The 22,698-nt window shown below is 71.7% G+C and carries 24 protein-coding genes; 12 read left to right on the top strand and 12 right to left on the bottom strand.

Translation table 11 applies throughout. The features are described 5' to 3' along the window. Positions 1–103 precede the first annotated feature (103 nt). From HD596_RS22305 to HD596_RS22290, 4 genes are read left to right on the top strand one after another with little or no spacing between them, the layout of a single operon-like run. The gene (locus tag HD596_RS22305) at positions 104–592 is read left to right on the top strand and encodes a methylated-DNA--[protein]-cysteine S-methyltransferase (protein ID WP_185071275.1); all 489 of its coding nucleotides are present in this window, start codon (positions 104–106) and stop codon (positions 590–592) included. Beyond that, the gene (locus tag HD596_RS22300; protein WP_221519458.1) at positions 589–1,302 is read left to right on the top strand and encodes a 2OG-Fe(II) oxygenase; all 714 of its coding nucleotides are present in this window, start codon (positions 589–591) and stop codon (positions 1,300–1,302) included. Before HD596_RS22305 ends, HD596_RS22300 begins: the two co-directional genes overlap by 4 nt. Further along, on the top strand, positions 1,299–1,556 hold the full coding sequence (locus HD596_RS65695; RefSeq protein ID WP_185071274.1) for an Ada metal-binding domain-containing protein: 258 nt from the start codon (positions 1,299–1,301) through the stop codon (positions 1,554–1,556). Before HD596_RS22300 ends, HD596_RS65695 begins: the two co-directional genes overlap by 4 nt. Further along, the gene (locus HD596_RS22290) at positions 1,532–2,182 is read left to right on the top strand and encodes an alpha-ketoglutarate-dependent dioxygenase AlkB family protein (RefSeq protein ID WP_185071273.1); all 651 of its coding nucleotides are present in this window, start codon (positions 1,532–1,534) and stop codon (positions 2,180–2,182) included. Before HD596_RS65695 ends, HD596_RS22290 begins: the two co-directional genes overlap by 25 nt. On the opposite strand, the gene HD596_RS22285 is transcribed toward HD596_RS22290, so the two are convergent. Genes HD596_RS22285 through HD596_RS22270 form a run of 4 tightly spaced genes read right to left on the bottom strand, consistent with a single transcriptional unit; the run spans position 2,166 to position 5,756 of the window. After that, on the bottom strand, positions 2,166–2,843 hold the full coding sequence (locus HD596_RS22285; RefSeq protein WP_185071272.1) for a helix-turn-helix domain-containing protein: 678 nt from the start codon (positions 2,841–2,843) through the stop codon (positions 2,166–2,168). The two genes, HD596_RS22290 and HD596_RS22285, sit on opposite strands and share 17 nt — an antisense overlap. 29 nt (positions 2,844–2,872) lie before the next feature. Then, positions 2,873–4,435: a serine/threonine-protein kinase gene (locus tag HD596_RS22280; protein ID WP_221519457.1), complete on the bottom strand. Its 1,563-nt coding sequence runs from the start codon at positions 4,433–4,435 to the stop codon at positions 2,873–2,875. Between the two features lie 38 nt (positions 4,436–4,473). After that, positions 4,474–5,277: an alpha/beta fold hydrolase gene (locus HD596_RS22275; protein WP_185071270.1), complete on the bottom strand. Its 804-nt coding sequence runs from the start codon at positions 5,275–5,277 to the stop codon at positions 4,474–4,476. A gap of 32 nt (positions 5,278–5,309) precedes the next feature. Then, positions 5,310–5,756 carry a MarR family transcriptional regulator gene (locus HD596_RS22270; RefSeq protein WP_313044642.1) on the bottom strand — a complete coding sequence of 149 codons (447 nt, stop codon included), beginning with the start codon at positions 5,754–5,756 and terminating at the stop codon, positions 5,310–5,312. A 41-nt stretch (positions 5,757–5,797) separates the two neighbouring features. On the opposite strand from HD596_RS22270, the gene HD596_RS22265 reads away from it, so the two are divergent. Beyond that, the gene (locus HD596_RS22265) at positions 5,798–6,151 is read left to right on the top strand and encodes a nucleotide pyrophosphohydrolase (RefSeq protein ID WP_185071269.1); all 354 of its coding nucleotides are present in this window, start codon (positions 5,798–5,800) and stop codon (positions 6,149–6,151) included. 222 nt (positions 6,152–6,373) lie between these two features. On the opposite strand, the gene HD596_RS22260 is transcribed toward HD596_RS22265, so the two are convergent. Together HD596_RS22260 and HD596_RS22255 are read right to left on the bottom strand one after the other, a co-directional pair. Next, positions 6,374–6,589 carry a hypothetical protein gene (locus HD596_RS22260; protein ID WP_185071268.1) on the bottom strand — a complete coding sequence of 72 codons (216 nt, stop codon included), beginning with the start codon at positions 6,587–6,589 and terminating at the stop codon, positions 6,374–6,376. Between the two features lie 437 nt (positions 6,590–7,026). After that, positions 7,027–7,440, bottom strand: coding sequence for a TetR-like C-terminal domain-containing protein (locus HD596_RS22255; protein ID WP_185071267.1), 414 nt, complete (start codon positions 7,438–7,440; stop codon positions 7,027–7,029). Positions 7,441–7,475: 35 nt separating this feature from the next. On the opposite strand from HD596_RS22255, the gene HD596_RS22250 reads away from it, so the two are divergent. Then, the gene (locus HD596_RS22250) at positions 7,476–7,880 is read left to right on the top strand and encodes a hypothetical protein (RefSeq protein WP_185071266.1); all 405 of its coding nucleotides are present in this window, start codon (positions 7,476–7,478) and stop codon (positions 7,878–7,880) included. Between the two features lie 17 nt (positions 7,881–7,897). Here HD596_RS22250 and HD596_RS22245 read toward each other — a convergent pair whose 3' ends face one another. Further along, positions 7,898–9,382, bottom strand: coding sequence for an MFS transporter (locus HD596_RS22245; protein ID WP_185071265.1), 1,485 nt, complete (start codon positions 9,380–9,382; stop codon positions 7,898–7,900). An 89-nt stretch (positions 9,383–9,471) separates the two neighbouring features. Here HD596_RS22245 and HD596_RS22240 point away from each other — a divergent pair, with 89 nt between their 5' ends. After that, the gene (locus tag HD596_RS22240) at positions 9,472–12,597 is read left to right on the top strand and encodes an AfsR/SARP family transcriptional regulator (protein ID WP_185071264.1); all 3,126 of its coding nucleotides are present in this window, start codon (positions 9,472–9,474) and stop codon (positions 12,595–12,597) included. Between the two features lie 3 nt (positions 12,598–12,600). Here HD596_RS22240 and HD596_RS22235 read toward each other — a convergent pair whose 3' ends face one another. Beyond that, positions 12,601–13,044 carry an SRPBCC family protein gene (locus tag HD596_RS22235; RefSeq protein ID WP_185071263.1) on the bottom strand — a complete coding sequence of 148 codons (444 nt, stop codon included), beginning with the start codon at positions 13,042–13,044 and terminating at the stop codon, positions 12,601–12,603. A 97-nt stretch (positions 13,045–13,141) separates the two neighbouring features. On the opposite strand from HD596_RS22235, the gene HD596_RS22230 reads away from it, so the two are divergent. The 4 genes from HD596_RS22230 to HD596_RS22215 all read left to right on the top strand — a co-directional run bounded on the left by HD596_RS22230 (position 13,142) and on the right by HD596_RS22215 (position 16,943). Further along, on the top strand, positions 13,142–14,356 hold the full coding sequence (locus HD596_RS22230) for an amidohydrolase family protein (protein ID WP_185071262.1): 1,215 nt from the start codon (positions 13,142–13,144) through the stop codon (positions 14,354–14,356). A gap of 11 nt (positions 14,357–14,367) precedes the next feature. Continuing rightward, a complete protein-coding gene (locus HD596_RS22225) occupies positions 14,368–15,396 on the top strand; it encodes an alpha/beta hydrolase (protein WP_185071261.1) in 1,029 nt (342 codons plus the stop codon). Positions 15,397–15,461: 65 nt separating this feature from the next. Then, positions 15,462–16,088 carry a TetR/AcrR family transcriptional regulator gene (locus HD596_RS22220; protein WP_221519455.1) on the top strand — a complete coding sequence of 209 codons (627 nt, stop codon included), beginning with the start codon at positions 15,462–15,464 and terminating at the stop codon, positions 16,086–16,088. 15 nt (positions 16,089–16,103) lie between these two features. After that, on the top strand, positions 16,104–16,943 hold the full coding sequence (locus tag HD596_RS22215; RefSeq protein WP_185071260.1) for an NAD(P)H-binding protein: 840 nt from the start codon (positions 16,104–16,106) through the stop codon (positions 16,941–16,943). Between the two features lie 242 nt (positions 16,944–17,185). Here the strand turns inward: HD596_RS22215 and HD596_RS22210 are convergent, their stop codons facing one another. Then, positions 17,186–17,917, bottom strand: coding sequence for a dienelactone hydrolase family protein (locus tag HD596_RS22210; protein WP_185071259.1), 732 nt, complete (start codon positions 17,915–17,917; stop codon positions 17,186–17,188). A 351-nt stretch (positions 17,918–18,268) separates the two neighbouring features. Further along, positions 18,269–19,111 (bottom strand): SDR family NAD(P)-dependent oxidoreductase, encoded by an 843-nt coding sequence (locus HD596_RS22205; RefSeq protein ID WP_185071258.1) that lies wholly within the window; start codon positions 19,109–19,111, stop codon positions 18,269–18,271. An 89-nt stretch (positions 19,112–19,200) separates the two neighbouring features. On the opposite strand from HD596_RS22205, the gene HD596_RS22200 reads away from it, so the two are divergent. Further along, on the top strand, positions 19,201–19,773 hold the full coding sequence (locus HD596_RS22200; protein ID WP_185071257.1) for a TetR/AcrR family transcriptional regulator: 573 nt from the start codon (positions 19,201–19,203) through the stop codon (positions 19,771–19,773). Between the two features lie 259 nt (positions 19,774–20,032). On the opposite strand, the gene HD596_RS22195 is transcribed toward HD596_RS22200, so the two are convergent. Together HD596_RS22195 and HD596_RS22190 are read right to left on the bottom strand one after the other, a co-directional pair. Beyond that, the gene (locus tag HD596_RS22195) at positions 20,033–20,290 is read right to left on the bottom strand and encodes a YybH family protein (protein WP_221519454.1); all 258 of its coding nucleotides are present in this window, start codon (positions 20,288–20,290) and stop codon (positions 20,033–20,035) included. A 1,191-nt stretch (positions 20,291–21,481) separates the two neighbouring features. Next, positions 21,482–22,663 carry a helix-turn-helix domain-containing protein gene (locus HD596_RS22190; RefSeq protein WP_185071256.1) on the bottom strand — a complete coding sequence of 394 codons (1,182 nt, stop codon included), beginning with the start codon at positions 22,661–22,663 and terminating at the stop codon, positions 21,482–21,484. Between the last annotated feature and the right edge of the window lie 35 nt (positions 22,664–22,698).

Below are 22,698 nucleotides of genomic sequence, written 5' to 3'. Positions count from 1 at the left end.
GGAGGAGGTCGGGGTGCGGGTTGGGGAGGGTGCGGAGTTGGGGAGGGGGCTGCGATGTCCGAAAATCGCTGACTTTTGAAGGCCCGGCGGTGTTGAAGAAGGTATGGACATCCACAGCATCATCGAAAGCCCGTTGGGCAAGATCCTGCTCGTCGGTGACGGCTCCGCGCTGACGCGCGTGTCGTTCGACGTGCGTGGAGGGGCTGGGCTGCGGTGGGAGCCGGCCGCGTTCGAAGAGGTCGAGCGGCAGTTCGCCGAGTACTTCGCGGGCGAGCGGATCTCGTTCGACCTGCCACTCGCCACCCGCGGCACCCCGTTCCAGGAGCGGGTGTGGGCGGCCTTGGCGGAGCTGCCGTACGGGACCACGACGACCTATGGCGCGCTCGCCGCGCGGGTGGGCGCGCCACGTGACCGGATCCGTGCCGTCGGCGCGGCCGTCGGCGCGAACCCGCTGCTCGTCGTCCGTCCCTGCCACCGCGTCGTCGGGGCCGACGGCACGCTGACCGGGTACGCGGGCGGCATCGAGCGCAAGCACGAGCTGCTCACGCTCGAAGGCGCCCTGCAGCCGCAGCTCTGGAGCGCCGTCGGATGAACGCGGCGAAGCTGACGGAGGAGGTCAAGATGGACTGGGCGAAACTGACGGAAGAGGTCAACTCGTACGGGTGCGCGCTGACGCCGCCGGTGCTCACCCCCGCGGAGTGCGAGGAGATCGCCGGCCTGTACGACGAGGTCGGGCTGTTCCGGTCCACGATCGACATGGAGCGGCACCGGTTCGGCGCCGGGCAGTACCGCTACTTCAGCCGGCCGTTCCCGCCCCTGGTGGAGAAGTTGCGGGCGGAGTTCTACCCGCGGCTGCTGCCGATCGCCCGCGACTGGGCGGCCAAGCTGGGCCAGCCGGCGCCCTGGCCGGACGACCTCGACGAGTGGCTGGACATGTGCCACAGAGCGGGGCAGACCAGGCCGACGCCCATCCTGCTGCGCTACAAGCAGGACGACTGGAACGCGCTGCACCGCGACCTCTACGGCGACCTGGTGTTCCCGTTGCAGGTCGTGATCGGGCTGGACCGGCCGGGCGAGGACTACACCGGCGGCGAGTTCCTGCTGGTGGAGCAGCGGCCGCGGGCCCAGTCGCGGGGGACGGTGACGCTGTTGCCGCAGGGGCACGGGCTGATCTTCACCACGCGCGACCGGCCCGTGCGCTCCTCGCGGGGCTGGTCGGCCTCCCCCGTGCGGCACGGAGTGAGCACCGTACGGTCGGGGCTGCGGCATACGCTGGGGCTCGTCTTCCACGACGCGAAATGACGTACACGCTGGTGGGGGCCGACGGCCGCGCGTATTCGAGTCCGGTGCCCGGCACGCTGGGCGGGCATCGGGGGGCTCGGCTGTACGGGCGGCTGGACTGCCCCTCGGCACGGCGCGCCATCGCTCGCGGGGGATATATCCGGCATCGTGTCTTCTTCGCGGACGCCGGTGACGCGGTGGCGGCCGGGTACCGGCCGTGTTCGAGGTGCTTGCCGGAGGCGTACCAGGCATGGAAGGGCCGGGAGACAGCGTGAAGCGGGAGATCGCGCCGGGCGCGGTACACGTGCCCGGCTGGCTGACGCTGGACGAGCAGCGCCACCTGGTCGAGGCGTGCCGCGCATGGGCCATGGGGCCCGTGCCGATCCGGCACACCGTGCTGCCCCGGGGCGGCGTGATGTCGGTCCGGACGGTGTGCGTGGGCTGGCACTGGCAGCCGTACCGGTACACGCGCATCGCCCACGACGTGAACGGCCGGCAGGTGGCCGAGTTCCCCGCGTGGCTCGGCGAGCTGGGGCGGCGCGCTCTGGCCGACGCGTACGGTCGCCCCAGCGACACCTACGAACCCGACACCGCTCTGATCAACTTCTACGACGGCCAGGCCAAAATGGGCATGCACCAGGACAAGGACGAGAAGTCCGACGCCCCGGTGGTGTCGCTGAGCATCGGCGACCGGTGCCTGTTCCGCTTCGGCAACACCGAGACGCGCGGCCGCCCGTACACGGATGTCGAGCTCGCCTCAGGCGACCTGTTCGTGTTCGGCGGGCCGTCGCGCTTCGCCTACCACGGCGTGCCGAAGGTCCATCCGGGCACCGGCGATCCCGCCACCGGCCTGGCCTCCGGCCGCCTCAACATCACGATGCGCGTCACCGGCCTGCGGTGACGTAGTCGAAGTCCTCGTCGGAGAGCGTGCGCCGCAGCGTCCGCAGCACCTTCGCCGGGTCGTCGCCCGGCCCCTGCGCGTAGAAGGGCCTGCCGTCACGGCCGAACGTGATCGCCGCCTCCCCCTCCCACTTGCCCAGCAGGTCGGCCGCCGGAGCGAAGTCGTCGTGCGGCTCGAACCCGAGCGTGCGCGCGTAGTCGACCGACCCGAACACCAGGTGCCGGGCCAGCTCGATCGGCGCCTCCTGGAAACCCGCGTACTCGCCGAAGAAGTACTGGCGGAAGCGGCTCAGCTCGAGGTCGTCGAGCACGTCGGGGCCGATCGCGTTCTTCGCCCCGAGGCAGTAGACGTCAGCGAGGTAGCCGGCCACCGCCATCCTGTCCCAGGTGTGCCGCCGCGCGACCAGCACGGACACCAGGCCGCCCACGCCCGCGCCGGGGGCCTCGTCCACCCATCCGCGGGCCGGGTCGACGGTGAGCCCCTCGCTCCAGCCGGTGTTGATCCAGCACCCGACCACCTCGGGCTCGGCGGCGGTGGCCTCCGCGGCGATGGCCCGCACCAGCGGCGCCACGACGGACGGCGACACTTTCAGCGCCTTGGCGATCTCCTTCGGGGAGCGGCCCTCGGCGCGCAGCTCGCGTACCCGATCCTTCAAGTCCATTCGGGCAGCCTAGCCGTCCCGAACAGCCGTCAGGCACCTCGGTGGAAGTGGGACCGGCGCGGCTCCTGACCGGTCAGGCTGCCGATGCAGCGCAGGAAGCGCGTGCCGTTCTCGAACTGCGCCTGCGACGGCGGCATCACGTCCGCCATCCAGCCGGCCGCGCCGATGTTCCTGGCCGTGCCGACCCTGCTGGCCAGGAGCACCGCCCGGCTGCAGATCCGCTTGATCGTGGGGTGCTTGGCGAGGTCCTGCTGCACGTACGTCTCGGCGTCCGACGGGATCGGGACGACCGCGAACGTCTCCCACGAGTGCCGTTCCTCGCACCCGACCCGCCTGGCCCTCGTGTCGCCCGAGATGATGACCAGGCCGCCCCAGCACTCCGACTCCTGCACGCACGCCGCCTCACCACCGCGTATCTTGCTCGCCGGGCAGTTGTCCGTGTACGTCTTCAGCCCCTTGAACACGGTCTTCTCCGGCTCTTCAGCCGTGGACGCGGAGGCCGAGGCGCTGGGGGACAACGCCTGCGTGCCGCCCGGATCCCTGGTGACGTACGTGTAGACGACCACGCCGACGCCTATCGAGATCACCAGGGCCAGCGCGGCGGCGATCGAGACCAGCGCCCGCGACGTGCCGCGCCGGGCGGGTGGCACGGTGTCCGCGTGGCCGCCCGGCGGCGGGCCGGTGACCGGCGAGCCCATCATCGGCGGCGGCCCCGGCCGGCTCAGCTGCTGCATCATCGGCTGGGAGGGGGTCAGCGGCGCGGCGTGCCGTCCGCCGGTGGGGGCGGGAGCGGGCCCGAGCGGGACGGCGGCGAGGGCGTCGCGGAACGCCTGCGCGGTGGGCGTGCGCTCGCGCGGGTCGCTGGCCAGCGCCTGGCGCAGCACGGCGGTCAACTGGGGCGGCACGCCGGGAATGTCCGGAACGGGCAGGCGGTGCAGGGCCAGGATCATCGCCAGGTTCGGCACGCCGCTCTCCGGGAAGCGCGGCGGTCGGCCGTTCAGCAGCGCGTAGACGGTGGCGGCCAGCGCGTACACGTCACCGGCCGGGGTCGGCTCGGCCAGCTCGAACGCCTCGGGCGGGGCGTACGACGGCGTCAGGGACTCGCGCGTCACCGACGCCTCGGGGCCCGACGCGGGCATGGTGGCCAGCCCGAAGTCGGACAGCGCCACCTGGCCGTACCGGTCGACCAGGATGTTGCCCGGCTTCACGTCCCGGTGCAGCACGCCCTGCGCGTGCGCGGCGGCCAGCGCGTCGGCGATCCGTACGCCCACGTCACGCGCCTCGACCGGCGAGAGCCTGCGTCCGGACAGCGACCCGCCCGGGCACAGCTCGAGCACCATGTACGGCCGCCCGTCGGGCAGCAGCCCCGCGTCGTAGACGGCCACGACGTGCGGGTGGCCGGACAGGGCCCCGGCGGCCGTGACCTCGCGCAGGAACCGGCGCCGGTCACGGTCGGACAGCAGCACCCGGTTGTCGACCTTGAGCGCGACCTCGCGGCCCACGGCCGACTGCAGGGCGAGGTAGACGACACCGAAGCCGCCCTGGCCGAGAACGCCCTTGATCTCATAGCCAGGAACCGATAATTCGGACACGCGCGGAAGCGTACAGGTTCGGGGTGACACCCACTGGTTCAGCCGACGCTGTGGAGGACCTCGCGGAGCCGGGCCGCGTACGCCCGGGGGTGGCTGGTGTTGCCGTTGTGCCCGCCCGGGAACTCCACCAGCTCGGTGCCCAGCAGCCCCGCCAGCTCGACCGCGCACCGGCGGTCGAAGACGTGGTGCGGCGTGGTGTGCCCGGCCGCGGGCAGGATGCGGGTACGGCACCCGCTCAGGTCGAGCTCGTCCTCGACGACGGCGGTGAAGTCGTGGCGGATGAAGAAGTCGAAGTTCGCCTGCCGTTGCGGCGTCATGGGCTGCGGGGTCAGGTCGGTCTCGGCGTCCTCGGTGATGCCGAGCACCCGCTTCACCTGGCCGATCGCGGCGGGCAGGCCGCCTTCGCGGTAGAGCGACTGGAGCTCGGCCAGCTCCTTGCGATGCTCGGCCCGTTCGGCCTCGGGCAGCAGCCACGGCGAGACGGGCTCGTGCGCGATGAGCAGGCCGAGCTGTTCGGGGTGCTCGACGGCCAGGTGCAGCCCGATGGAGGCGCCCAGGCTCTGCCCCAGCATGATCACGGGCTGGTCGGTGAGGTGGGCCAGCAGCCGGTGCACGTCGTCGGCGTGCTCGCGCACGCTCACGCCGGTGCCGGGGACCGTGCTGCGGCTGAGCCCGCGCCGGTCGTACGTGATCACCGTGTACGCGTCCACCAGCCGATCGACCAGGTCAACGGTGCGGCCGGCGTCACCCTCGCCGCTCTGCGAGATCAGCAGGAGCGGACCGCTGCCGCGCACCTCGTAGTAGAGGTCGACGCCCGGCATGCGCAAGATGTCTGCGTTCATGCCCCCAAGGCTAATTCATCAAATTTGATACATCAAGTTTGATGGATTACTCCCGGGATCAGTGCGGCGGCCAGCTCCTCCAGGAGCGCCACGGTCTCCGCCACGCGCCGCGGGTCGTCCGTGCCCAGCGCCACCCCCAGCGCGGCGTCGATCGGGGTGTCCCTGACCTGCGTCACCCGCTCGGACACCTCGGGCGCCTCCCGGATGATCGTGCGCCGCCGGTCCGCGGGATCCGTCTCGGCGATCACCGCGCCCACGGAGCGCAGCCGCGCGATGGCCGCCGACACGGCACTCTGCGGCAGCCCGGTACGCGCGGCGATCTCACCCACGGTGGTGTCGGGATGTCCGCGCAGGTCGCTCACCACGATCAGAACCGTGCGCACGCTCGTGGAGTGCTCACCGATGCCCTCGGTCGGCATGGCCTCCTCGCCGATCTTCATCAGCGTCCGGCCCAACAGGAACAGCTCGACCCCATTCACGAGCAGCAACATACCGCCGGGGATGGGTAGGGTCGTGCGACGTGACGACGGACTTGGAACGCCTCGCCGAACGCCTGCGCGAGTTCGCCAGGGTCAGGGACTGGGAGCAGTTTCACACGCCCAAGAACCTGACGATGGCGCTGGCCGGTGAGGTCGGGGAGCTGGTGGCGGAGTTCCAGTGGCTCACGGCCGAGGAGTCCGCGAAGCCGGATCCCGAGGCGCTCGCCCGGATACGTACCGAGCTGGGGGACGTCACCCTCTACCTCATCCGGCTGGCCGACGTGCTGGGGGTGGACCTGGTGGAGGTGGCCCAGGCCAAACTGGACGACAACGACCGCCGCTACGACGCCGACCGCTACCGCGGCTCGGCCAGGAAAGCCCCGCCTTCCAGCTGAGGCCCTGAAAGGCATGATGGGGTACCGCGGGCGGCAGGCCCGTCCGGCTGCGAGCCAGAGCCGCCTCAGCGGGCTCCGGCTGAGCCGAGGATCACCTTGGGCTGCCGTCGGGCGAACGGTCTCGTCCCTCGGGTGCAGGGCCCAGGGGCGACTCGGAGACATGCACCTTGCCCGAGAGGCGCCCGGATTCGAAGCAGACCGAGATCAAGAGACCACCCGCCACTAGGGAGCCTCCTGCCCCCGGTCAAATGCACCTGCATGGTTCATGATCGACGTAACCAGTGTGGCCGTGGCGATGAACGTACCGCCGCCCCATACAAGAGCACCGGCCATCGGGACGCTGTTCTCTCTCGCCACGATGAGCGCGATGAGCGCGATCACCAGCGAGAAGAGCAGGTCGATGGCTAAGCAGAGCGCGATGCGCAGCGTGCTGGTCAACTTCTTCTCACTTCGGTCCGACGGATCAAGATCGAGAGGTTGGTCTGAGGTCATACGCGACGCTCGTGCATCGCTGCCCGAGATTATGGCGGTTCATCTGCAGTGGCGCAGGTGCAAATGCATGTGCATGTATGGATTTTCCTTCCGAGGATGAAAAATCCCCTCCCGAGAGGGACCAAAAGGAAGCAGCTCGCACATACGCGCTAATTCACGGCTCCCCAAGTACCGAGTGCGACTGATGACTACTTGGCGTATCTGCACGTGCAAGGCGGAGGGACGTCGGTCGCCACGATGTTAGAGGTGGGCGTTTCCCAGGGGCAACGAATGTGCACGAGTTTGCACGGCGCAGGACGTGCCCAGAAACGCGGAGATGGCGGTGCGGTCCTCCGGGGGACGGACCGCCTGAGGTGGATGCGGCCCCATAGGCGCGGCGGGCGTCAGGTGGTGTCGCCGGTCAGGAGGCGGGCCACGTCGGCGGCCAGGGTGTCCGCCAGGGCGTCCAGCCGGCAGGGGTCTTCCAGCAGGAGGAAGAGCCAGGCGAAGATCGGCCCCAGGAGCATGGCGTGGACCCTCGCGGGATCCGGCCGGGACGGCAGCTCGCGGCGCGCCACAGCCCGGTCCAGCACCTCGGTCACGCACTCGCGCTCGGCCCTGACGAACGTGCCCGCGAACGCGGCGGCCATCGCCTCGTCCGCGTGCACGTCCGCCAGCAGCCCCGGCACGACTCCGGGCGGCGGCGCGCTCAGGGTGGTGGCGATGAGGTGGGTGAGGGCGGCCAGGTCGGCGGTGAGGGAGCCGGTGTCGGGGGGTGTCTCCAGCTCCAGGTCGTGCATGACGGCCGCGAAGATCATGGCCTGCTTGGTGGCGTGGCGGGCGAGCGGGCGGGATGCTGGTGTTCCTGGCCTGCGTGCACCTGGTCGCCACCGCCGCACTGAGTGCGGCGCACATTCCGAGCTGGTTCGGCGGGGGCATGTGGTTCTTCCCGCCGGGGCCGGAGGACCTGTCGCGGCTCGCGCCGGACGTGGGGGCGTTCTGGCTGGTCTGGGGGAGCTTCGCGGTGCCGCTGGGGCTGATCGGGGCGCTGGTGGTGGGGTTCGGGCGACGGGGGCAGGTGCCGCCGGCCTATCTCGGGATCGGGGTAGGGGTGTGGGCGCTGGGTGGTGCCGCGCTGTTCGAGCCGTCGCCGTTCGTGCTCGCGGTGGTGCCGGCCGTGCTGCTGCTGGTCGCCCATCGCCGGGAGGTCGTGGAACGCGATGACGCCGGACAGGCCTCGGGGGCCGGTCCGGCGTGAGTCGCGGCGCGCGAGGGTCATGCCGCGTGGCGCCGGAGGACCACGAGGGTGAGGGCGGCCAGGCCGACGAAGGTGATCGCGCTGACCACCGCCACCGTGTTGAGCCCCGTGGTGAACGCCGCCCGCGCCAGGTCCAGCAGGTCGGGCCGGTCCTTGGCGGCGATCACCGCGGCGGTGATGCTCTCCCGGACCGCCTCCACCGGCAGGTGCTCGGGGAGCTGCCCGCGGTAGACGGCGCTGCCGAGGCTGCCCAGCGCGGCCACGCCCACCGCGACGCCGAACTCGCCGCCCGTCTCCGACAGCGAGGCCGCGGAGCCGGCCTTCTCCGCGGGCGCGGCCGTCATGATGACGCCGTTGCCCACGCCCATCGGCAGCGCGATGCCCGCGGAGGCCAGGACGAGCCCGGCCACGACCAGCCCGGTGCCGCCGGCGCTCGGCACCTGCGTGTGCAGGAACAGCCCGACCGCGCCCACGGCGAACCCGCCGGCCATCACGTACGCGGTGCCGACGCGGCGGGCGAGGGCGGGGGCCAGCCCCAGGGCGACGATCATGGCGAGGTTCTGTGGCACGAGCCAGAGACCCGCCTCCAGCGGGGACATGGCCTCGACGGTCTGCAGGTACTGGGTGGTCATCAGCGTCGTGCCGGCCATCACGACGCCGCCGAGGAGCATGGTCCCGAGCGTGGTCGCGAAGGCCCGGTTGCCGAACAGGCGCAGGTCGAGCAGGGGGTCGGCGAGCCGGCGCTGCCGCCGTACGAACACCACGGCGAACGCCGCCCCGGCCACGACCGCCGCCACGGGCACCGGGTGCCAGCCGCCCCTGGCGATCTCCTTGAGCCCGTACACGACCGGCAGGATGGTCGCGAGCGACAGCGCGACGCTGGCGAGGTCGAGCCGGCCCGCGTTCGGGTCGCGGTACTCGGGCAGCAGCGTCCGCCCGGCCACCAGCAGCGCCACCATGAACGGCACCCCCATCAGGAAGGCCGCGCCCCACCAGAAGTGCTCGAGCAGCAGCCCGCCCACGATCGGCCCGGCCGCCATGCCCAGCATGAAGCAGCCGAACCAGAGCCCGATCGCGGTCCCCATCTGCTTGGCGTCCTGGAACATGTTCCTGATCAGCGCCATCGACGACGGCATCAGCGTCGCCCCGGCGATGCCGAGCAGCGCCCGGGCCACGATCAGCATCTCGGCGCTCACCGAGTACGCGGCCACCACCGAGGCCGCGCCGAACGCCGTCGCCCCGATCATCAGCAGCCGGCGCCGCCCGATCCGGTCCCCCAGCGTCCCCATCGTGACCAGGAACCCGGCCAGCATGAAGCTGTAGATGTCCATGATCCAGAGCTGCTGCGGCGCGCCGGCCCCGAGGTCGGCGCTGAGGTGCGGAAGCGCCAGGTAGAGCACGCTGACGTCGACCGAGAGCAGCAGGGCCACGGAGGCCAGGACGGCCAGCCCGGTCCATTCCCGGCGACCCGCGCGGGCGCCCTCAGTGGTGGTGGTGTTCATCTCGTTCCCCTTTCAGTTGTCTTCACCGTGCTGCAAGGGGCTTCCGATGTTCTTTTCGTGGGCTTAAGGCCGCGCATAAGGTGACGTGCATGCGTTTTGGGGTGCTGGGTCCGCTGGCCGTGTGGACGGACTCCGGCGAGAGCGTCACGGTTCCCGGGCTCAAGGTACGGGCGCTGCTCGTGGACCTGCTCGTCCACGAGGGCCATCCCGTGTCCGTGGACCGGCTGGTCGACGACCTGTGGGGCGCCGAGCCGCCGGGCAATCCGGCCGGGGCGCTGCAGGTGCGCGTCTCGCAGCTGCGCAAGGCGTTCGAGGACGCCGAGCCCGGCGGCAAGAACCTCGTCGTCTCCCGCGCCCCCGGCTACCTGCTGCGCCACGAGGACGGCGCCCTGGACGCGGCGCGCTTCGCCGGCCTGCTGGCCCAGGCGGAGGCCAGCGACAGCCCGCGGACCAGGGCGGGGCTGCTGGCCGACGCGCTGGCGCTGTGGCGGGGGCCCGCGTACGCCGACTTCGCCGACGAGGAGTACACCAGGTCGGCCATCCTGCGCCTGGAGGAGCAGCGGCTGTCCGCGCTGGAGCAGCACGCCGAGGCGCGGCTGGAGCTGGGCGAGCACGGCCTGCTGGTGGGCGAGCTGGGCGACCTGGTGGCCAGGCATCCGCTCAGGGAGCGCCTGCGCGCCGTCCACATGCGGGCCCTGTACCGCGCGGGACGCCAGAGCGAGGCGCTGGCCTCGTACGGCGAGCTGCGGGACCGGCTGGCCGACGAGCTCGGCCTGGACCCGGGACCCGAGCTGGTCGCCCTGCACCAGGCGATACTCGGGCAGGACCCGGCCCTGAGCGTGCCCGCCGACCGCCCCGTCACGAACCTGCCCGCCTCCGTCAGCAAGCTCATCGGCCGGGACGAGGCGCTGGCCGAGGTGTGCGCGCTGGTGGGCGACGAACGGCTGGTGACGCTCACCGGCAGCGGCGGGGTGGGCAAGACCCGGCTGGCGCTGGAGGCCGCGAACCGGCTGGTGGACGGGTTCGCCGACGGGGCCTGGCTGGTCGCGCTCGACCAGGCGTCCCGCTCCCCCGTCGAGGCCGTCACGGCGGCGCTGGACATCAGGGAGGACGCGGCCGCCGCCGACCCGCTGGGGCCGCTGGCCGCCGCGCTCAGGACCAGGCGGATGCTGCTGGTCCTGGACAACTGCGAGCACGTGGTCGAGCAGGTCGCCGAGCTGGCCGAGGCGCTCCTGCGGGCCTGCCCCGACCTGCGGATCCTGGCCACGAGCAGGGAGCCGCTGGCCGTGGCCGGCGAGGTGCTGTGGAGCGTGCCGCCGCTCGACGTGCCGGACAGCGCCGATCCGGCGGTCATGGCGCGTTCGGACGCGGTCAGGCTGTTCGTGACCAGGGCCGCGGCCTCCGCCCGCGGCTTCGCGCTCGACGCGCGCAACGCGGCGGCCGTGGCGCAGCTCTGCCGGCGGCTCGACGGCATCCCGCTGGCGCTGGAGCTGGCCGCGACCCGGGTGCGGGCGCTGGGCGTCCAGGGCGTGGTGTCCAGGCTGGACGACCGGTTCAAGCTGCTGGCCTCGGGGCAGCGGGGCGCGCCGGCCCGCCAGCAGACGCTCACCGCGGTGATCGACTGGAGCTGGGATCTGCTGTCCGACGACGAGCGCCGCGTCCTGCGCCGCCTCGCGGTGCACGCCGACGGCTGCACGCTGGAGGCCGCCGAATCCGTCTGCGACGCCCCGGAACTCGATGTGCTCGACCTGCTGGCCCGCCTGGTCGACCGCTCGCTCGTGGTCGTGGTCGAGACCCCCGCGGGCGTCCGGTACCGGCTGCTGGAGTCGGTGTCGGAGTACTGCCGGGCCAAGCTGTCCGACGCGGGCGAGCTCGACCGGGTACGCCTCGCCCACCTGCGCCACTACCTGGCGCTGGCCGTACAGGCCGAGCCGGAGCTGTACGGGCACGACCAGCGGGACTGGCTGCTGCGCCTGGACGCGGAGGCCGCCAACATGCGGGCGGCGCTCGACACGGCGGTCGCCAGGAAGGACGCCGACAGCGCGGCCCGGCTGGTGAACGCGCTGGCCTGGTACTGGTTCCTGCGCGGCCGGCTGGCCGAGGGCCGGCGGTCGCTCGCGACGGCCCTTTCCGCGAGCGGGGCCGCTTCCCCTGTCCGGGCGAGGGCGGCGGCCTGGGAGGCCGGGTTCGCGCTCATGCTGGGCGAGGAGGTCGACTGGAAGCCCGTGCTGGCGGCGGTGGAGGACCCGGGCGAACGGGCCAGGGCCGAGCTGTTCGTGAGCATGCACGTCAAGGACATGCCAACGGGGCAGGAGCTGGTGGGCCGGGCGCTGCCCACGTTCAGGGAGACCGGCGACCGGTGGGGCGTCGCGGCGGCGCTGGCCAGGCAGGCCAGGGACGCGTTCACGACGCGGGACATCGAGGCGCTCGAACGGACCGGCGAGGAGAGCGCCCGGCTGTTCACCGAGCTGGGCGACCGGTGGGGGCTGCTGCAGGCCACCGCCTGGCTGGCGTCGCTGGCCGAGATGGCGACCGACGCGGAGCGGGCCACCCAGCTGTTCGGCGAAGGGCTGCGGATGGCCGAGGACCTGGGGCTGTGGCCGGAGGTCTCCACGCGCATCGCCTGGCTGGGCTGGATCGCGATGCAGACCGGCGACTACGAGCGCTCCATGGAGTTCTGCGAGCGGGCCATGAAGCTGGCGCAGAGCCAGGGCTACCTGGAGGGCGTGACCATGGGCGAGATGGGCCTCGCCTTCGCCGCCCGCCGGGCCGGGCACCTCGACCTGGCCGAGACGCACCTGCGCCGGCTGCTCGAAGGGGTGCCGCGCGGCCCGGACGTCGAGCCCCCCTTGTACGTGCCGGACACGCTGATCGAGCTGGGCTACCTCACGGAGCTGCGCGGGGACCCGGCCGCGGCCATGGAGCTGCACGTGGAGGCGCTGGCCGCGGCCCGCAGGATGGGCGACGTCAGGACGATGGCGTTCGCCGTGGAGGGCGCGGCCTCGGCCGCGGGGCCGACCGAGAAGGCGGCCGTGCTGCTGGGGCTGGCGGCCGCGGCCAGGGAGCGGAACCAGACCCCGGCGGGGGCGGCCGAACGGTCCGACGTCGAGCGGGCGGCGACCAGGGTACGCCAGGCGCTCGGCGAGGAGGCCTTCGCGGCCGCGTACCGGGAGGGCGCCACCCGCAAGCTCGAGGAGGCGGCCGACCTGCTGTGAGGGCTAGGCAAGGTGCTCGGCCAGCCGGTCGAAGAACTCGATCCAGCCCGCCTTGGCCTGCTCGGCGTGCGCGGAGTCGGTGTTGACGCCGTACTGGTGGAAGCGCATCCCCGTCTTGCCGTCCACCTCGGTGAAGTCGATCGTGACCACCGACGCCGGCCCGTCGCCCGGGTTGTCCGGGTCGCCCGTGGTGAACACCAGCCGCTCCGGCTCCGTCACCTCGCGGTAGGTGCCGTCCAGCGTCGCCTCGAACCCCTCCTCGCCCACCAGCGTGGCCCGCCAGACGCCGCCGGGGCGGGTGTCCAGGGTGATCCGGCCGACCGGCGTGCTGAGCATCCGCGGCCCGAACCACCGCGCGAAGCGCTCCGGCTCGGTCCAGGCGGCCCACACCTGCTCGCGGGGGGCGTCGAAGAGGCAGTTGATCTCGTACTCGGCGGTCTGGGTCATCGTCGTGTCCTTTCTCGTTCGTTCGATGGCTCCAAGGTCGCAGGGCGCGCTTCAGATCTCCTTCTCGTCGCCTTAAGGCGCGTGGCAGGCTGGCCGTATGAGGATCATTCGCGCCGCCAGAGTGCTCACCGGCCGGCCCGGAGAGGTGATCGCCGACGGCGAGGTCCTCCTCGACGGCGGCCGGATCGTCTCCGTGGGGCCGCGCGGCAGTGGGGGCGCGGCCGCCGAGGTCCTCGACCTGCCGGGCCACACGGTGCTGCCCGGGCTGATCGACGCGCACGTGCACCTGGGGTTCGACGCGAAGGTCGACCCGGTGACGCGGCGCAGCTCCGAGAGCGACCACCACCTGCTGTTACGCATGGCCGAGAACGCGCGCAAGCTCGTCTCCGCCGGCGTCACCACCGCCCGCGACCTGGGCGCGCGCGGCTTCCTCGACCTGGCCCTGCGCGACGCGATCGAGGAGGGCCTGGCCGTCGGCCCGCACATCGTGGCCGCCACCAGGCCCATCACGATCACCGGCGGCCACTGCTGGTACATGGGCGGCGAGGCCGACGACGAGCCCGCCATCCGCCGCGTCGCCAGGGAGAACCTCCGGGCGGGCGCCGACTGCCTGAAGGTGATGGCCTCCGGCGGCCTGATGACGCCGGGCGCGCCGCCGAGCTGGGTCCCGCAGTACGGCACCGAGCAGCTCAGGGTCGTCGTGGAGGAGGCCGCCTCGCGCGGCAAGGGCGTCGCCGCCCACGCCCATGCGCACGCCTCGATCCGCAGCTCCATCGAGGCGGGCGTCACGACCGTCGAGCACTGCACGTTCTTCGGCCCGTCGGGGCACGAGTACGACGCCGAGCTGGCCGACCTCGTGGCGGCGAGCGGCACGTACGTGTGCCCGACGGTGCATGGGGTGTTCTGGCGGATGCGGGAGGCGTACGGGCCCGAGATGATCGACGCCTGGCTGAGCGGCGTGGCCGCCATGCGGGAGGCCGGGATCCGGCTCATCGCGGGCACCGACGCCGGGTTCACCAACGGCGGCATCCCCAACGAGACGGACGGGTACGTCGGCGGCCTGGAGGTGTTCGCGGAGGCCGGGTTCGGCCACGCGGAGATCATCGAGATGGCCACCGTGCGCGCCGCCGACGCCTGCGGGGTGGGCGGGGTGACCGGCAGCCTGGAGGCGGGCAAGCGGGCCGACCTGATCGCGGTCAAGGGCGATCCGCTCGTACGCCTGGCCGACCTGCGCAATCTCACACTCGTCCTGGTCTCCGGTCGATCCGTCACGCAGACGGGCATCGACACGGTGACCTCGTCCGTCGGCTGAGAGGATTGTTCATGCTGCCCTGGTCCGCCGAGCTGGCCGGCCGTCTCGACCACGACGTCATCGACAGCGCCCTGCTGCGCGGCAACCCGCTGGGCGACCCGCACGAGCGCCCGATCATGGTGTACGTCCCGCCCGGGTACGACGACGATCCCGCCCGTCGCTACCCCTCGATCTACGTGCTGCTCGGCTACACCGGTCACGTCGCCATGTGGCTGAACCGGGCTCCGTTCCGCCAGCCGTACCCGGAGCTCGCGGACGCCGTCTTCGCCTCCGGGGAGGCCCTGCCCGCCATCGTCGTGTACGTGGACGCGTGGACCGCGCTCGGCGGCAGCCAGTTCCTCGACTCCCCCGGCACCGGGCGCTACCACTCCTACCTGCGGGACGAGGTCGTACCGTGGGTGGACGCCCGCTACCGCACGATCGCCGACCGCGACCACCGGGCGGTCACCGGCAAGTCGAGCGGCGGCTACGGGGCCATGGTCACCGCGATGCTGGCGCCGGACGTGTTCGGCGCGCTGGCCACGCACGCCGGTGACGCGCTGTTCGAGGTGTGCTCGCGCAGGTCGTTCCCCGAGCTGGCGCGCAGGCTGCGGGACATGTACGACGGCTCGTACGACACCTTCCTCGCCGACTTCCGCGGCCGCCTGGCCGGGACCCGGGAGGGGGACCTGGAGCTGCTGGAGATGTACGCGTACTCGGCCGCCTACTCCGCGGACCCCGACGGGACCGTACGCGTGCCCTTCGACGACACGGGCGCCGTCGTGCCGGAGGTGTGGGAGCGCTGGCTGTCCTGGGATCCCGTGCTGATGGCCCCGCGGCACGCCGAGGCCCTGCAGTCGATGCGGGCGATCTGGGTGGACGCCGGGAACAAGGACGAGTTCTTCCTGGACTTCGGGGCGGTGGCGTTCCGGCGGGCGCTGGAGGCGGCGGGCGTCAAGGACGAGAACGTCTATTTCGAGCTCTTCGACGCCGGCCACGGCGGCATCGAGTACCGCTACCCGCTCGCCCTCGCCTGGTTGACCCGCCGCCTGACCCCGTGAAGCGGAATCTCAATCATCTGAGTGACACTTGTCAACCAAATGATTGATGCTCTACCTTCTCTCCTATGGCGGCACGGAGGGCGCCGCGCCCTGAGGAGCGCGGCAAGGCGGCGGAGCTGACGCGGGAGCGGATCCTGCGGGCCGCCGTGAGCGAGTTCGGCGAGAAGGGATATTCCGGCGCGCGCACCGCCGGGATCGCCGCCCGCGCCGGCGTCAACCAGCAGCTGATCTCCTACTACTTCGGCGGCAAGCAGGGGCTGCTGGAGGAGCTGCGGCGGCGCCGGCAGGCGGAGGAGGCCTCGTTCGACGCCGCGTCCGCCTCGTTCGCGGAGTCGGTCGCGGCCCAGCTGGAGCGCACGCTCGACGACCCGGAATGGGCGCGGCTGGTGGTGTGGCAGGCGCTGGGCGACTGCCCGTTCGCCGACGCCGAGGAGGGACAGCGGTACGCGCAGGCGCAACGCGCCCGGATGGCCGAGTCGCTGGAGCGGATGCGCGGGCGGCAGGAGGCCGGGGAGGTCACCGGGCGGGTCGATCCGGCGTTCGCGCTGCTGGTCGCCTATGCGGTGGTGTTCGCGCCGATCACGATGCCGCAGTTCGTCCGGGACATCTTCGGCGACGATCCGCTCTCGCCCGAGGTGCGCCGCCGCCTGCACGGTGAGCTGATCAGGCTTCTCGGCGAGGCCGAGAATTAAGGAGGTTCCGCGGCAATGGTGATGGTGGTTTTCGGGGCTCGGGGCAGTGTGGGGCGCCATGTCGCCGCCGGTCTGCTGGCGGCCGGCGAACGGGTGCGGGTGACGAGCAGGGACCCGGAAAAGGGCGGCTTGCCCGCTTCCGCGGAGGTCGTGGCGGCCGATCTGGAGCTTCCCGAGACGTTGCCCGCCGCGCTGGAGGGCGCCACGAAGGTGTTCGTGTACGCCGTACCGGACGGTGTCGAGGGCTTCGTCGAGGCGGCCCGGTCGGCCGAGGTGCGGCAGGTGGTGCTGCTGTCGTCGGCGGCCATCGTGATGGAGGGCTCCGAACGCAACCCGATCGCCGTGCAGCACCGGATCGTCGAGACTGCCGTCGAGGGCTCGGGACTGGACTGGACGTTCATCCGGCCGGGGATGTTCGCGACGAACACGCGGTGGTGGTGGCAGGCGACGATCCGGAGCGGGGGCGTGGTGCGCCTGCCGTACCCGGAGTCCGAGACCGCTCCCGTCCACGAGAAGGACCTGGCGGCGCTCGCGGTGACGGCGTTGACGGAGCCCGGGCACGAGCGGCAGGCCTACACCGTGTACGGGGTGGAGTCGCTCACGTTGCGGCGGCAGGTCGAGCACATCGGGGAGGCGATCGGGCGTCCGATCGACATCGAGGTGGTGTCGGAGGCGCAGGCCCGGGAGGAGATGGGCCGGACGGTGCCGGCGGTCGGCGTCGAGGTGATCATGAAGCAGTGGGCGGCCCGCGACGGCATACCCGCGCCGACCTCGAACGTGGTGGAGAAGGTGACCGGCCGCCCGGCGCACACGTTCGCCGAATGGGCCGCCGACCACGCGGACGACTTCCGCTGAACTGTCACCTGTTCCGCGGGGGTGCCTTCTTCCTGCGGCCGGCGTCGAGCCGGAGCAGCCCGGCGGCGGTCACCCCGTGATCGACACGGCCACCCCCCGACCCGCACCTGCGCCTTCTCGTCGAAGGCTGCCGACGCCGCCCGGCGGGTGAGCAGGAAGCGGGCCGACACCAGGACGAGCCCCAGCCCGTAGCCGGCCGGGGCCCGCCTGCGCGTCGAGGACTGCGGACGGGTGTCAGCCCGTCAGCCCAGGTGCCGGGCGAAGAACCGCAGCGAGCTGTCGATCTCGAACCGTGGCAGATCCCCGTGCTTGCCGGGGTTGGCGTGCAGCGTCTTCTCGGCCGAGGCGAAGGCGTCGAACAACGCCAGCCCCTCGGCCCGCGGCACCAACTCGTCGTCCCACTGGAGCAGGAACTGCACCGGCACGGTGATCCGCGCCGCGGTCTCGGCCAGCGTGGTCGCCCCGAGCAGGCCCAGCACCGCGGCGCCGACCCGGGGTTCCGCGGCGACGAACGGGACACCGAGCCCGCAGCCCATCGACATGCCCCAATAACCCACCGGACCCGCGCCGACGTGGTCGAGTTGCTGGAGCACGGTCAGGACCGCCTGCCACTCCGCGACGGCCTGCCCGGCCAAGAGGCTGTGCATGGCGAGGACCAGCGCGGTCGCGTCCTCACCGGCGGCCGCGCGGCCCCGCATCTCGGTCACGATCCGGGCGAACTCCTCGCCCTTCGGCCGCTCGCCGTGGTTGGGCGCGTCGATCGCGGCGACCGCGAACCCGCTCTCGGCGACGAAGTGGTGCGCGCGGGCCACGATGCCGGGCGCCTTCTTGTGCTGCCCGCCGCCGTGTCCCATCAGGATCAGGGGACGAGGGCCTGCGGCGTCTTCCGGCGTCCACAGCACGCCGGGGATCTCGTCGAGGGTGAAGAGCTGTTCGGTGACGCCGTCCGACGACGTCCGGGGGTTGAAGCGCATGGCGTTTCAGCCTTTCGGGAGGCCTTGTGCGGGCGCTCCCTAGACCATGCACGGGAGGGAGCCCCGACCTGTCACAGCGTTGATCGGTCTCACCTCCTCGAGTTCGCAGCGATGCACGGCGCCGCCGAAGCTATCACAAAAGGCATCACTCGTTCGCGCGCGCACCTCCGGTCGGCGGCGTTGCACATGGCGGCGCGGGCGGGCGACCCGCCGATGGTGCGAGCGCTGGTGGAGTTCCACTCGCTCCCGGCGCTTGCCGCGGGGTCGCTACGTGCGTCACCGACCAGCGCTTGCCGCGCGACCGCCACGTGCGTCACCGACCGGCCGCCTGCCGCGGAACCGCCACGTGCGTCACCGAGTCGCGGCGATCTGTCCGAGCAGGTCCGTCGTCACGCGGTCGAGGCGGGCCGCGGCGGCCGGGTCGAAGTCCTTGCCGGTCAGCGGCAACGGCTTGCCGCGCAGGTAGGCGGTGACGGCGGGTCCGGGCGCGGCGTCCAGCAGTGCGGCGATCGGCTCGATCGCCTTGCCGACCGGCATCGCGAAGAACCGGGCGAGCGCCTTGGCGACGGCACGCTTGGGTTGCGGCAGCGGATCGGCCATGCTCGTGTTCACGAAGCCGGGGTTGTAGAGGACATAACGCGTACGGGCGGCCGGGTAGCGGGCCGGGAAACCGGCTCCCAGCAGGTCGTTGCAGCGAGAGGACTGCATCGCCGCGCGCATCCCCGTGTAACCCTCGCGCCATTGGAGGTCGTCCCAGTTGATCCGGCCCGGCAGTCCACCGGGTCCGGCGATGTTCATCACGACGGGCGCCTGCGCGCGTTCCAGGTGCTCCATCAGGCCGTGGCCGATGACGAACCGGCTCAGGTAGGCGAGCGCGAACGTGAATTCCAGCCCGTCCGCCGTCTCTTCGCGCTTGGGGCGGAACCGCTGGGCCGCGAACACCAACCCGTCCACGGCCTCGCCGGTCGCCGCCACCTCCTCGACCACCTGCCGCATCCCCGCGACGGTGCTCAGGTCGGCCCGGAGGAACACGGCCCTGCCCTCGGCGCCGAGCCCGCGCGCCTCGGCGAGTAAGGCACGCCCCTTGTCCTCCCCGCTGGCCACGGCGATCACGCGGTCCCCGCGCCGCAGGAAACGCAGCGCCAAGCCCTTGCCCATGCCGTCGGTGCCGCCGGTGATCACGTAGGTACGCATTCCGAACCCCCTCAAGTCATCGATCGGTGACAAGAATGCTAGGGCCGGCGACCTGCTAAGTCAACGATCGATGACTTATGATGACCTGCATGAACCAGCCGAAACGCCGCGACAAAGCCGCCACCCGCGCCAAGTTGCTCGACGCCGCACGCCTGCGCTTCGCCCGCCAGGGCTACGACGGCACGGGCGTACGTGAAATCGCGGCCGACGTGGGTGTCGACCCGGCGCTCGTCTTCCGCTACTTCGGCTCGAAGGAGCGACTCCACGAGGAGGCCGTACGCGTGGAGATCCCGGCCGGCCTCACGGACGATCCGGCGCGTCCGCTCCCCCACATCACCGACACGCTGCTGCGCGAAGTCGTCTTCGCCGAGCGGTTCGCCGGCGAGCACCCGCTTCTGGGGATGCTGCGCTCCGCGGGCCACCCGGCCGTCCGCGACCAGTTGCGTACGCAGCTCTGCGAGGGCTACCTGCCCGGCTTCGCCGAGCGGATGGGCGGCGAGAACCCCGCCCTGCGGGCCGAAATGGTGGGCGCGCTCCTGCTCGGCATGGGGGTGATGCGCTCGATCCTCGGCAGCCCCGCCCTGAGCGAGGCCTCCTTCGAGGAGACGCGCGTGCTGGTCGCCCGGCTGGTCACGGCCTTGAGCGATCAGCCCCCTCGATAACTCCATGGTTATGGTGCCATGCGCTTTTTGTCGTTGTTCGACAGATTCCCTGCGCCCAATCCTTAGTGCCTATGGCGGTGATCACCCCCTTTCGCGACCAGCCCGTGCCGGACACTACGGTGCTCATCGGAGGCGACGAGATCATTTCGGTCGGAGAGCCGGTGCCGACATGGACACGGTCGAGGAGGTGACCGGTAGCCCCGCGCGCCGACAGGCGACGGGCGCGGAACCATGCGGCCGAGTTCGCCCGCTGAGCCGGTCAGGCAGTGCCGTGGGGGTTGTCGATGACGTAGCGCCACTGGCCGTCGGGGCCGCGGCGGACAACGTCGGTGGCGGTGCCGCTCATGTCGAGCTCGGAGCCGTCGCGTGCCGTGCCGCGCATCGACCGGTCCACGATGAGCAGGGCGATGTTACCGGCCACGTACACGTGTCTCGGACGCGCCTCGATCGGCAGCCCGAAGCTCTGCAGGTGCTGGTTGGCGGCGAGACCCGGGGGGCGGCGACGGGGGCCGGACACCGGGACGAGGACCGGCGTCGTCCTCGTAGACGTGGTCGATCGCCTGGGGGTCACCGTTGTTCATGGCCGCGACAAAGCGGGCGCCAGCGCTGCCCTGCGGTGCCCGGCCTCGAACTGGATGGCGAGGGACCGATGCCTGTACGGCCTTCCCAAGGTCCTGCACCTGGAGGTGGGGGAATAGCGGCCGTGGGATGGGAAGGCCGCAGGGTACGGCACGGCGACGGGACGATATCTGGAGCGATCCCGACCATGCCCGCTACCGAGCCCGACCTGACAGCAGTGCCGTCCAGATCGCGCGAGCTTCAACGACGGAGCACTGGTGGGTCTCGTGAACCACGTCTGCGGCTTCGGCCTGCACGGTACGGCGGATAAGAGTCTGACCGCCGCCCTCGCGTAGCTCGTAGAACACGGCTCGGCATGTGCAGGTCCACGCCACGACGCGGACGCGATCCAAGGCACCAAATGGTTCCAGCCACGTGAGCCGGACGTGACCACGTTGGGCCATGGGTACGTGCGGACTCAGGCAGCCTGTGCCGACCGTCACGACACACCTGCGACCACGCTGCTCGGCGCTTCACGGAGCTCGGTGTATCGAGCAGCGATCCTGCGTGCGGCCCGCTCTGGCTCGAACGCGGGATGATGTGCGTAGAGCCAGCGGCCCGTCTGGGAGCGGCGCCCCGTCCACCATCGGTACCAGAGGCCGTCCGTCCACACCACGAGCCCGGTCCACACCGACACCAGCGCGAGGCCGCGCCCTTCGTGGACATCGGCGGAGATCCCCATGCGCGCCAAAGCCGCACGGAGTTCGTCAGCGGTTCCCGGCGCCGACAAGGGTCGGACGGGGTCGGGACCGACCGGTTGACGGGGCTCGGGGCAGCAGGCGCACCGATTCCACGCGTTTCTCTGTCCGTGCCGCATGTGACGTTCCTCCTATTGGGGGACGTGGCCTCAGACACCCTGGTGCGAGAGGCTGCCCACGGGTCGTAGGGGCTTGTTGACTGCGCCGCAATCGATGCAGGTCAGGCCATGCAGGCAAGCCGTTCTGATCGTGTCGGGCGCAATGATCGGCGCAGCGACCAGCGGTAGCGCTGGCTTCGTCATGATGCGACCCCGTCTGTGACCGTCGTCTTGACAGTCAGATATTGGGATCCCTGCCCGTGCGTAAGTGACCCAGCTTGGGTCACCTTGCTATCAGGTTGCGCGACACCACTCTGCGAAGCTGGTGAGGCTCTCGGCGTCGGCGCGCTTCAGCCTGCGCAGAGTGGCGGCGTCCTCGCGTACCCATCTGTGGTCGCGCGTGTGCTGGGGAGCGATCTTCCGCGCGTCCTTCAGCGACTCGAACGCGTCATCGGGCAGGCCCGACCATAGTTGTGCGCGGGCGAGCTCGATGTAGAACCCGGACCGTCGCTCGGCGGGGAGGTCTGCCGGTGGCGCCCACTTCCTGGCCACGTTCAGGGCTCGGTGAACGTGCTCACTGCCGAGGCTCACGGCCACGGACACCTCATGGATCCGCACCGAGGACGGCCCGAACGCCGTCCCAGCATAGATCGCCTCCGGCACTTGGTCACCCAGCCGCCGAGCCTCGGCAAGGTGAGTGTCTGCTGCGTCGACGTTGCCAGCGCGGCCCGCGACGACCGCCGCCCGCATGTGAAGGGCGCCGCGGGCTGCGATGCTGGGCACGGTATCTGGGTGCGTAGCAGCATCGAGGGCCCGTTCCAACGCGCGCAGGCCCTGATGGTGAGCGTCGGCGGCAAAGAACGTCTCTGTGCGGACGTAGGCGATCGCCGCGGTGAGTATAGGGTCGCCCGCCTGTGGCGCGGCCCAGCGCGTGAGCTCGATGAGCCGTGCGGACAGGTCGTAGGCGCCGAACTTGTAGGCGACGGCGTCGGCTGACCGGCAGGCGGACGCGACCAATGCTGCGATGTCGGCCCGCTCGTCAGCCGGCGCGGACTGGAGGGCACGAAAGAGCTCGGCCAGCAGATCCGGCAGGCTGCGAGTGATCTGCACGTACTGGGCGGCGAGCCTCCATGCCGCCGCCTCGCCAACAGCATCGCGCAGCTGAGGGAGCGGCCGGACGGGCCCGTCGTCGGGCAGATCGTAAGCCGCGATGGCGGCCGACAGGGCAGGGATCGCCGCCCGGATGCGGGAGCTGGCCTGCGCCCGGTCGGCCAGGATCAGGGACGGGGCGATGCCCAGCGCGGCCGCGATCGCTTCCACGATCCCATCGCCGACGCCGCGCGCCCCACGCTCAATCTTCCGCAGGGTGCCTATATGGATCGTCGCCGCGTCGGCCAGTTGCTGCTGGGTAAGGCGGGCAACGCTTCGGTGATAGGCGATGCGCTTGCCGATCCCGCCGTGGGGGGCTGAAGGCATTGGGAGCTCCAGTGCGAGGCTTCATTCCGGACTGT

The sequence above is a fragment of the Nonomuraea jabiensis genome, from assembly GCF_014204795.1.
GTDB lineage: Bacteria > Actinomycetota > Actinomycetes > Streptosporangiales > Streptosporangiaceae > Nonomuraea > Nonomuraea jabiensis.
Note: the sequence above shows the minus strand (reverse complement) of the source record. Positions and strands in the feature narration are given on the sequence as shown.

Coding starts and splice junctions, on each gene's coding strand:
- HD596_RS22285 (WP_185071272.1), bottom strand. CDS start 2,843: ATGGACTTGAAGGATCGGGTACGCGAGCTGCGCGCCGAGGGCCGCTCC.
- HD596_RS22275 (WP_185071270.1), bottom strand. CDS start 5,277: ATGAACGCAGACATCTTGCGCATGCCGGGCGTCGACCTCTACTACGAG.
- HD596_RS22305 (WP_185071275.1), top strand. CDS start 104: ATGGACATCCACAGCATCATCGAAAGCCCGTTGGGCAAGATCCTGCTC.
- HD596_RS22220 (WP_221519455.1), top strand. CDS start 15,462: ATGGCGGCACGGAGGGCGCCGCGCCCTGAGGAGCGCGGCAAGGCGGCG.
- HD596_RS22215 (WP_185071260.1), top strand. CDS start 16,104: ATGGTGATGGTGGTTTTCGGGGCTCGGGGCAGTGTGGGGCGCCATGTC.
- HD596_RS65695 (WP_185071274.1), top strand. CDS start 1,299: ATGACGTACACGCTGGTGGGGGCCGACGGCCGCGCGTATTCGAGTCCG.
- HD596_RS22230 (WP_185071262.1), top strand. CDS start 13,142: ATGAGGATCATTCGCGCCGCCAGAGTGCTCACCGGCCGGCCCGGAGAG.
- HD596_RS22250 (WP_185071266.1), top strand. CDS start 7,476: ATGCTGGTGTTCCTGGCCTGCGTGCACCTGGTCGCCACCGCCGCACTG.
- HD596_RS22290 (WP_185071273.1), top strand. CDS start 1,532: ATGGAAGGGCCGGGAGACAGCGTGAAGCGGGAGATCGCGCCGGGCGCG.
- HD596_RS22240 (WP_185071264.1), top strand. CDS start 9,472: ATGCGTTTTGGGGTGCTGGGTCCGCTGGCCGTGTGGACGGACTCCGGC.
- HD596_RS22190 (WP_185071256.1), bottom strand. CDS start 22,663: ATGCCTTCAGCCCCCCACGGCGGGATCGGCAAGCGCATCGCCTATCAC.
- HD596_RS22205 (WP_185071258.1), bottom strand. CDS start 19,111: ATGCGTACCTACGTGATCACCGGCGGCACCGACGGCATGGGCAAGGGC.
- HD596_RS22225 (WP_185071261.1), top strand. CDS start 14,368: ATGCTGCCCTGGTCCGCCGAGCTGGCCGGCCGTCTCGACCACGACGTC.
- HD596_RS22210 (WP_185071259.1), bottom strand. CDS start 17,917: ATGCGCTTCAACCCCCGGACGTCGTCGGACGGCGTCACCGAACAGCTC.
- HD596_RS22245 (WP_185071265.1), bottom strand. CDS start 9,382: ATGAACACCACCACCACTGAGGGCGCCCGCGCGGGTCGCCGGGAATGG.
- HD596_RS22200 (WP_185071257.1), top strand. CDS start 19,201: ATGAACCAGCCGAAACGCCGCGACAAAGCCGCCACCCGCGCCAAGTTG.
- HD596_RS22235 (WP_185071263.1), bottom strand. CDS start 13,044: ATGACCCAGACCGCCGAGTACGAGATCAACTGCCTCTTCGACGCCCCC.
- HD596_RS22300 (WP_221519458.1), top strand. CDS start 589: ATGAACGCGGCGAAGCTGACGGAGGAGGTCAAGATGGACTGGGCGAAA.
- HD596_RS22255 (WP_185071267.1), bottom strand. CDS start 7,440: ATGATCTTCGCGGCCGTCATGCACGACCTGGAGCTGGAGACACCCCCC.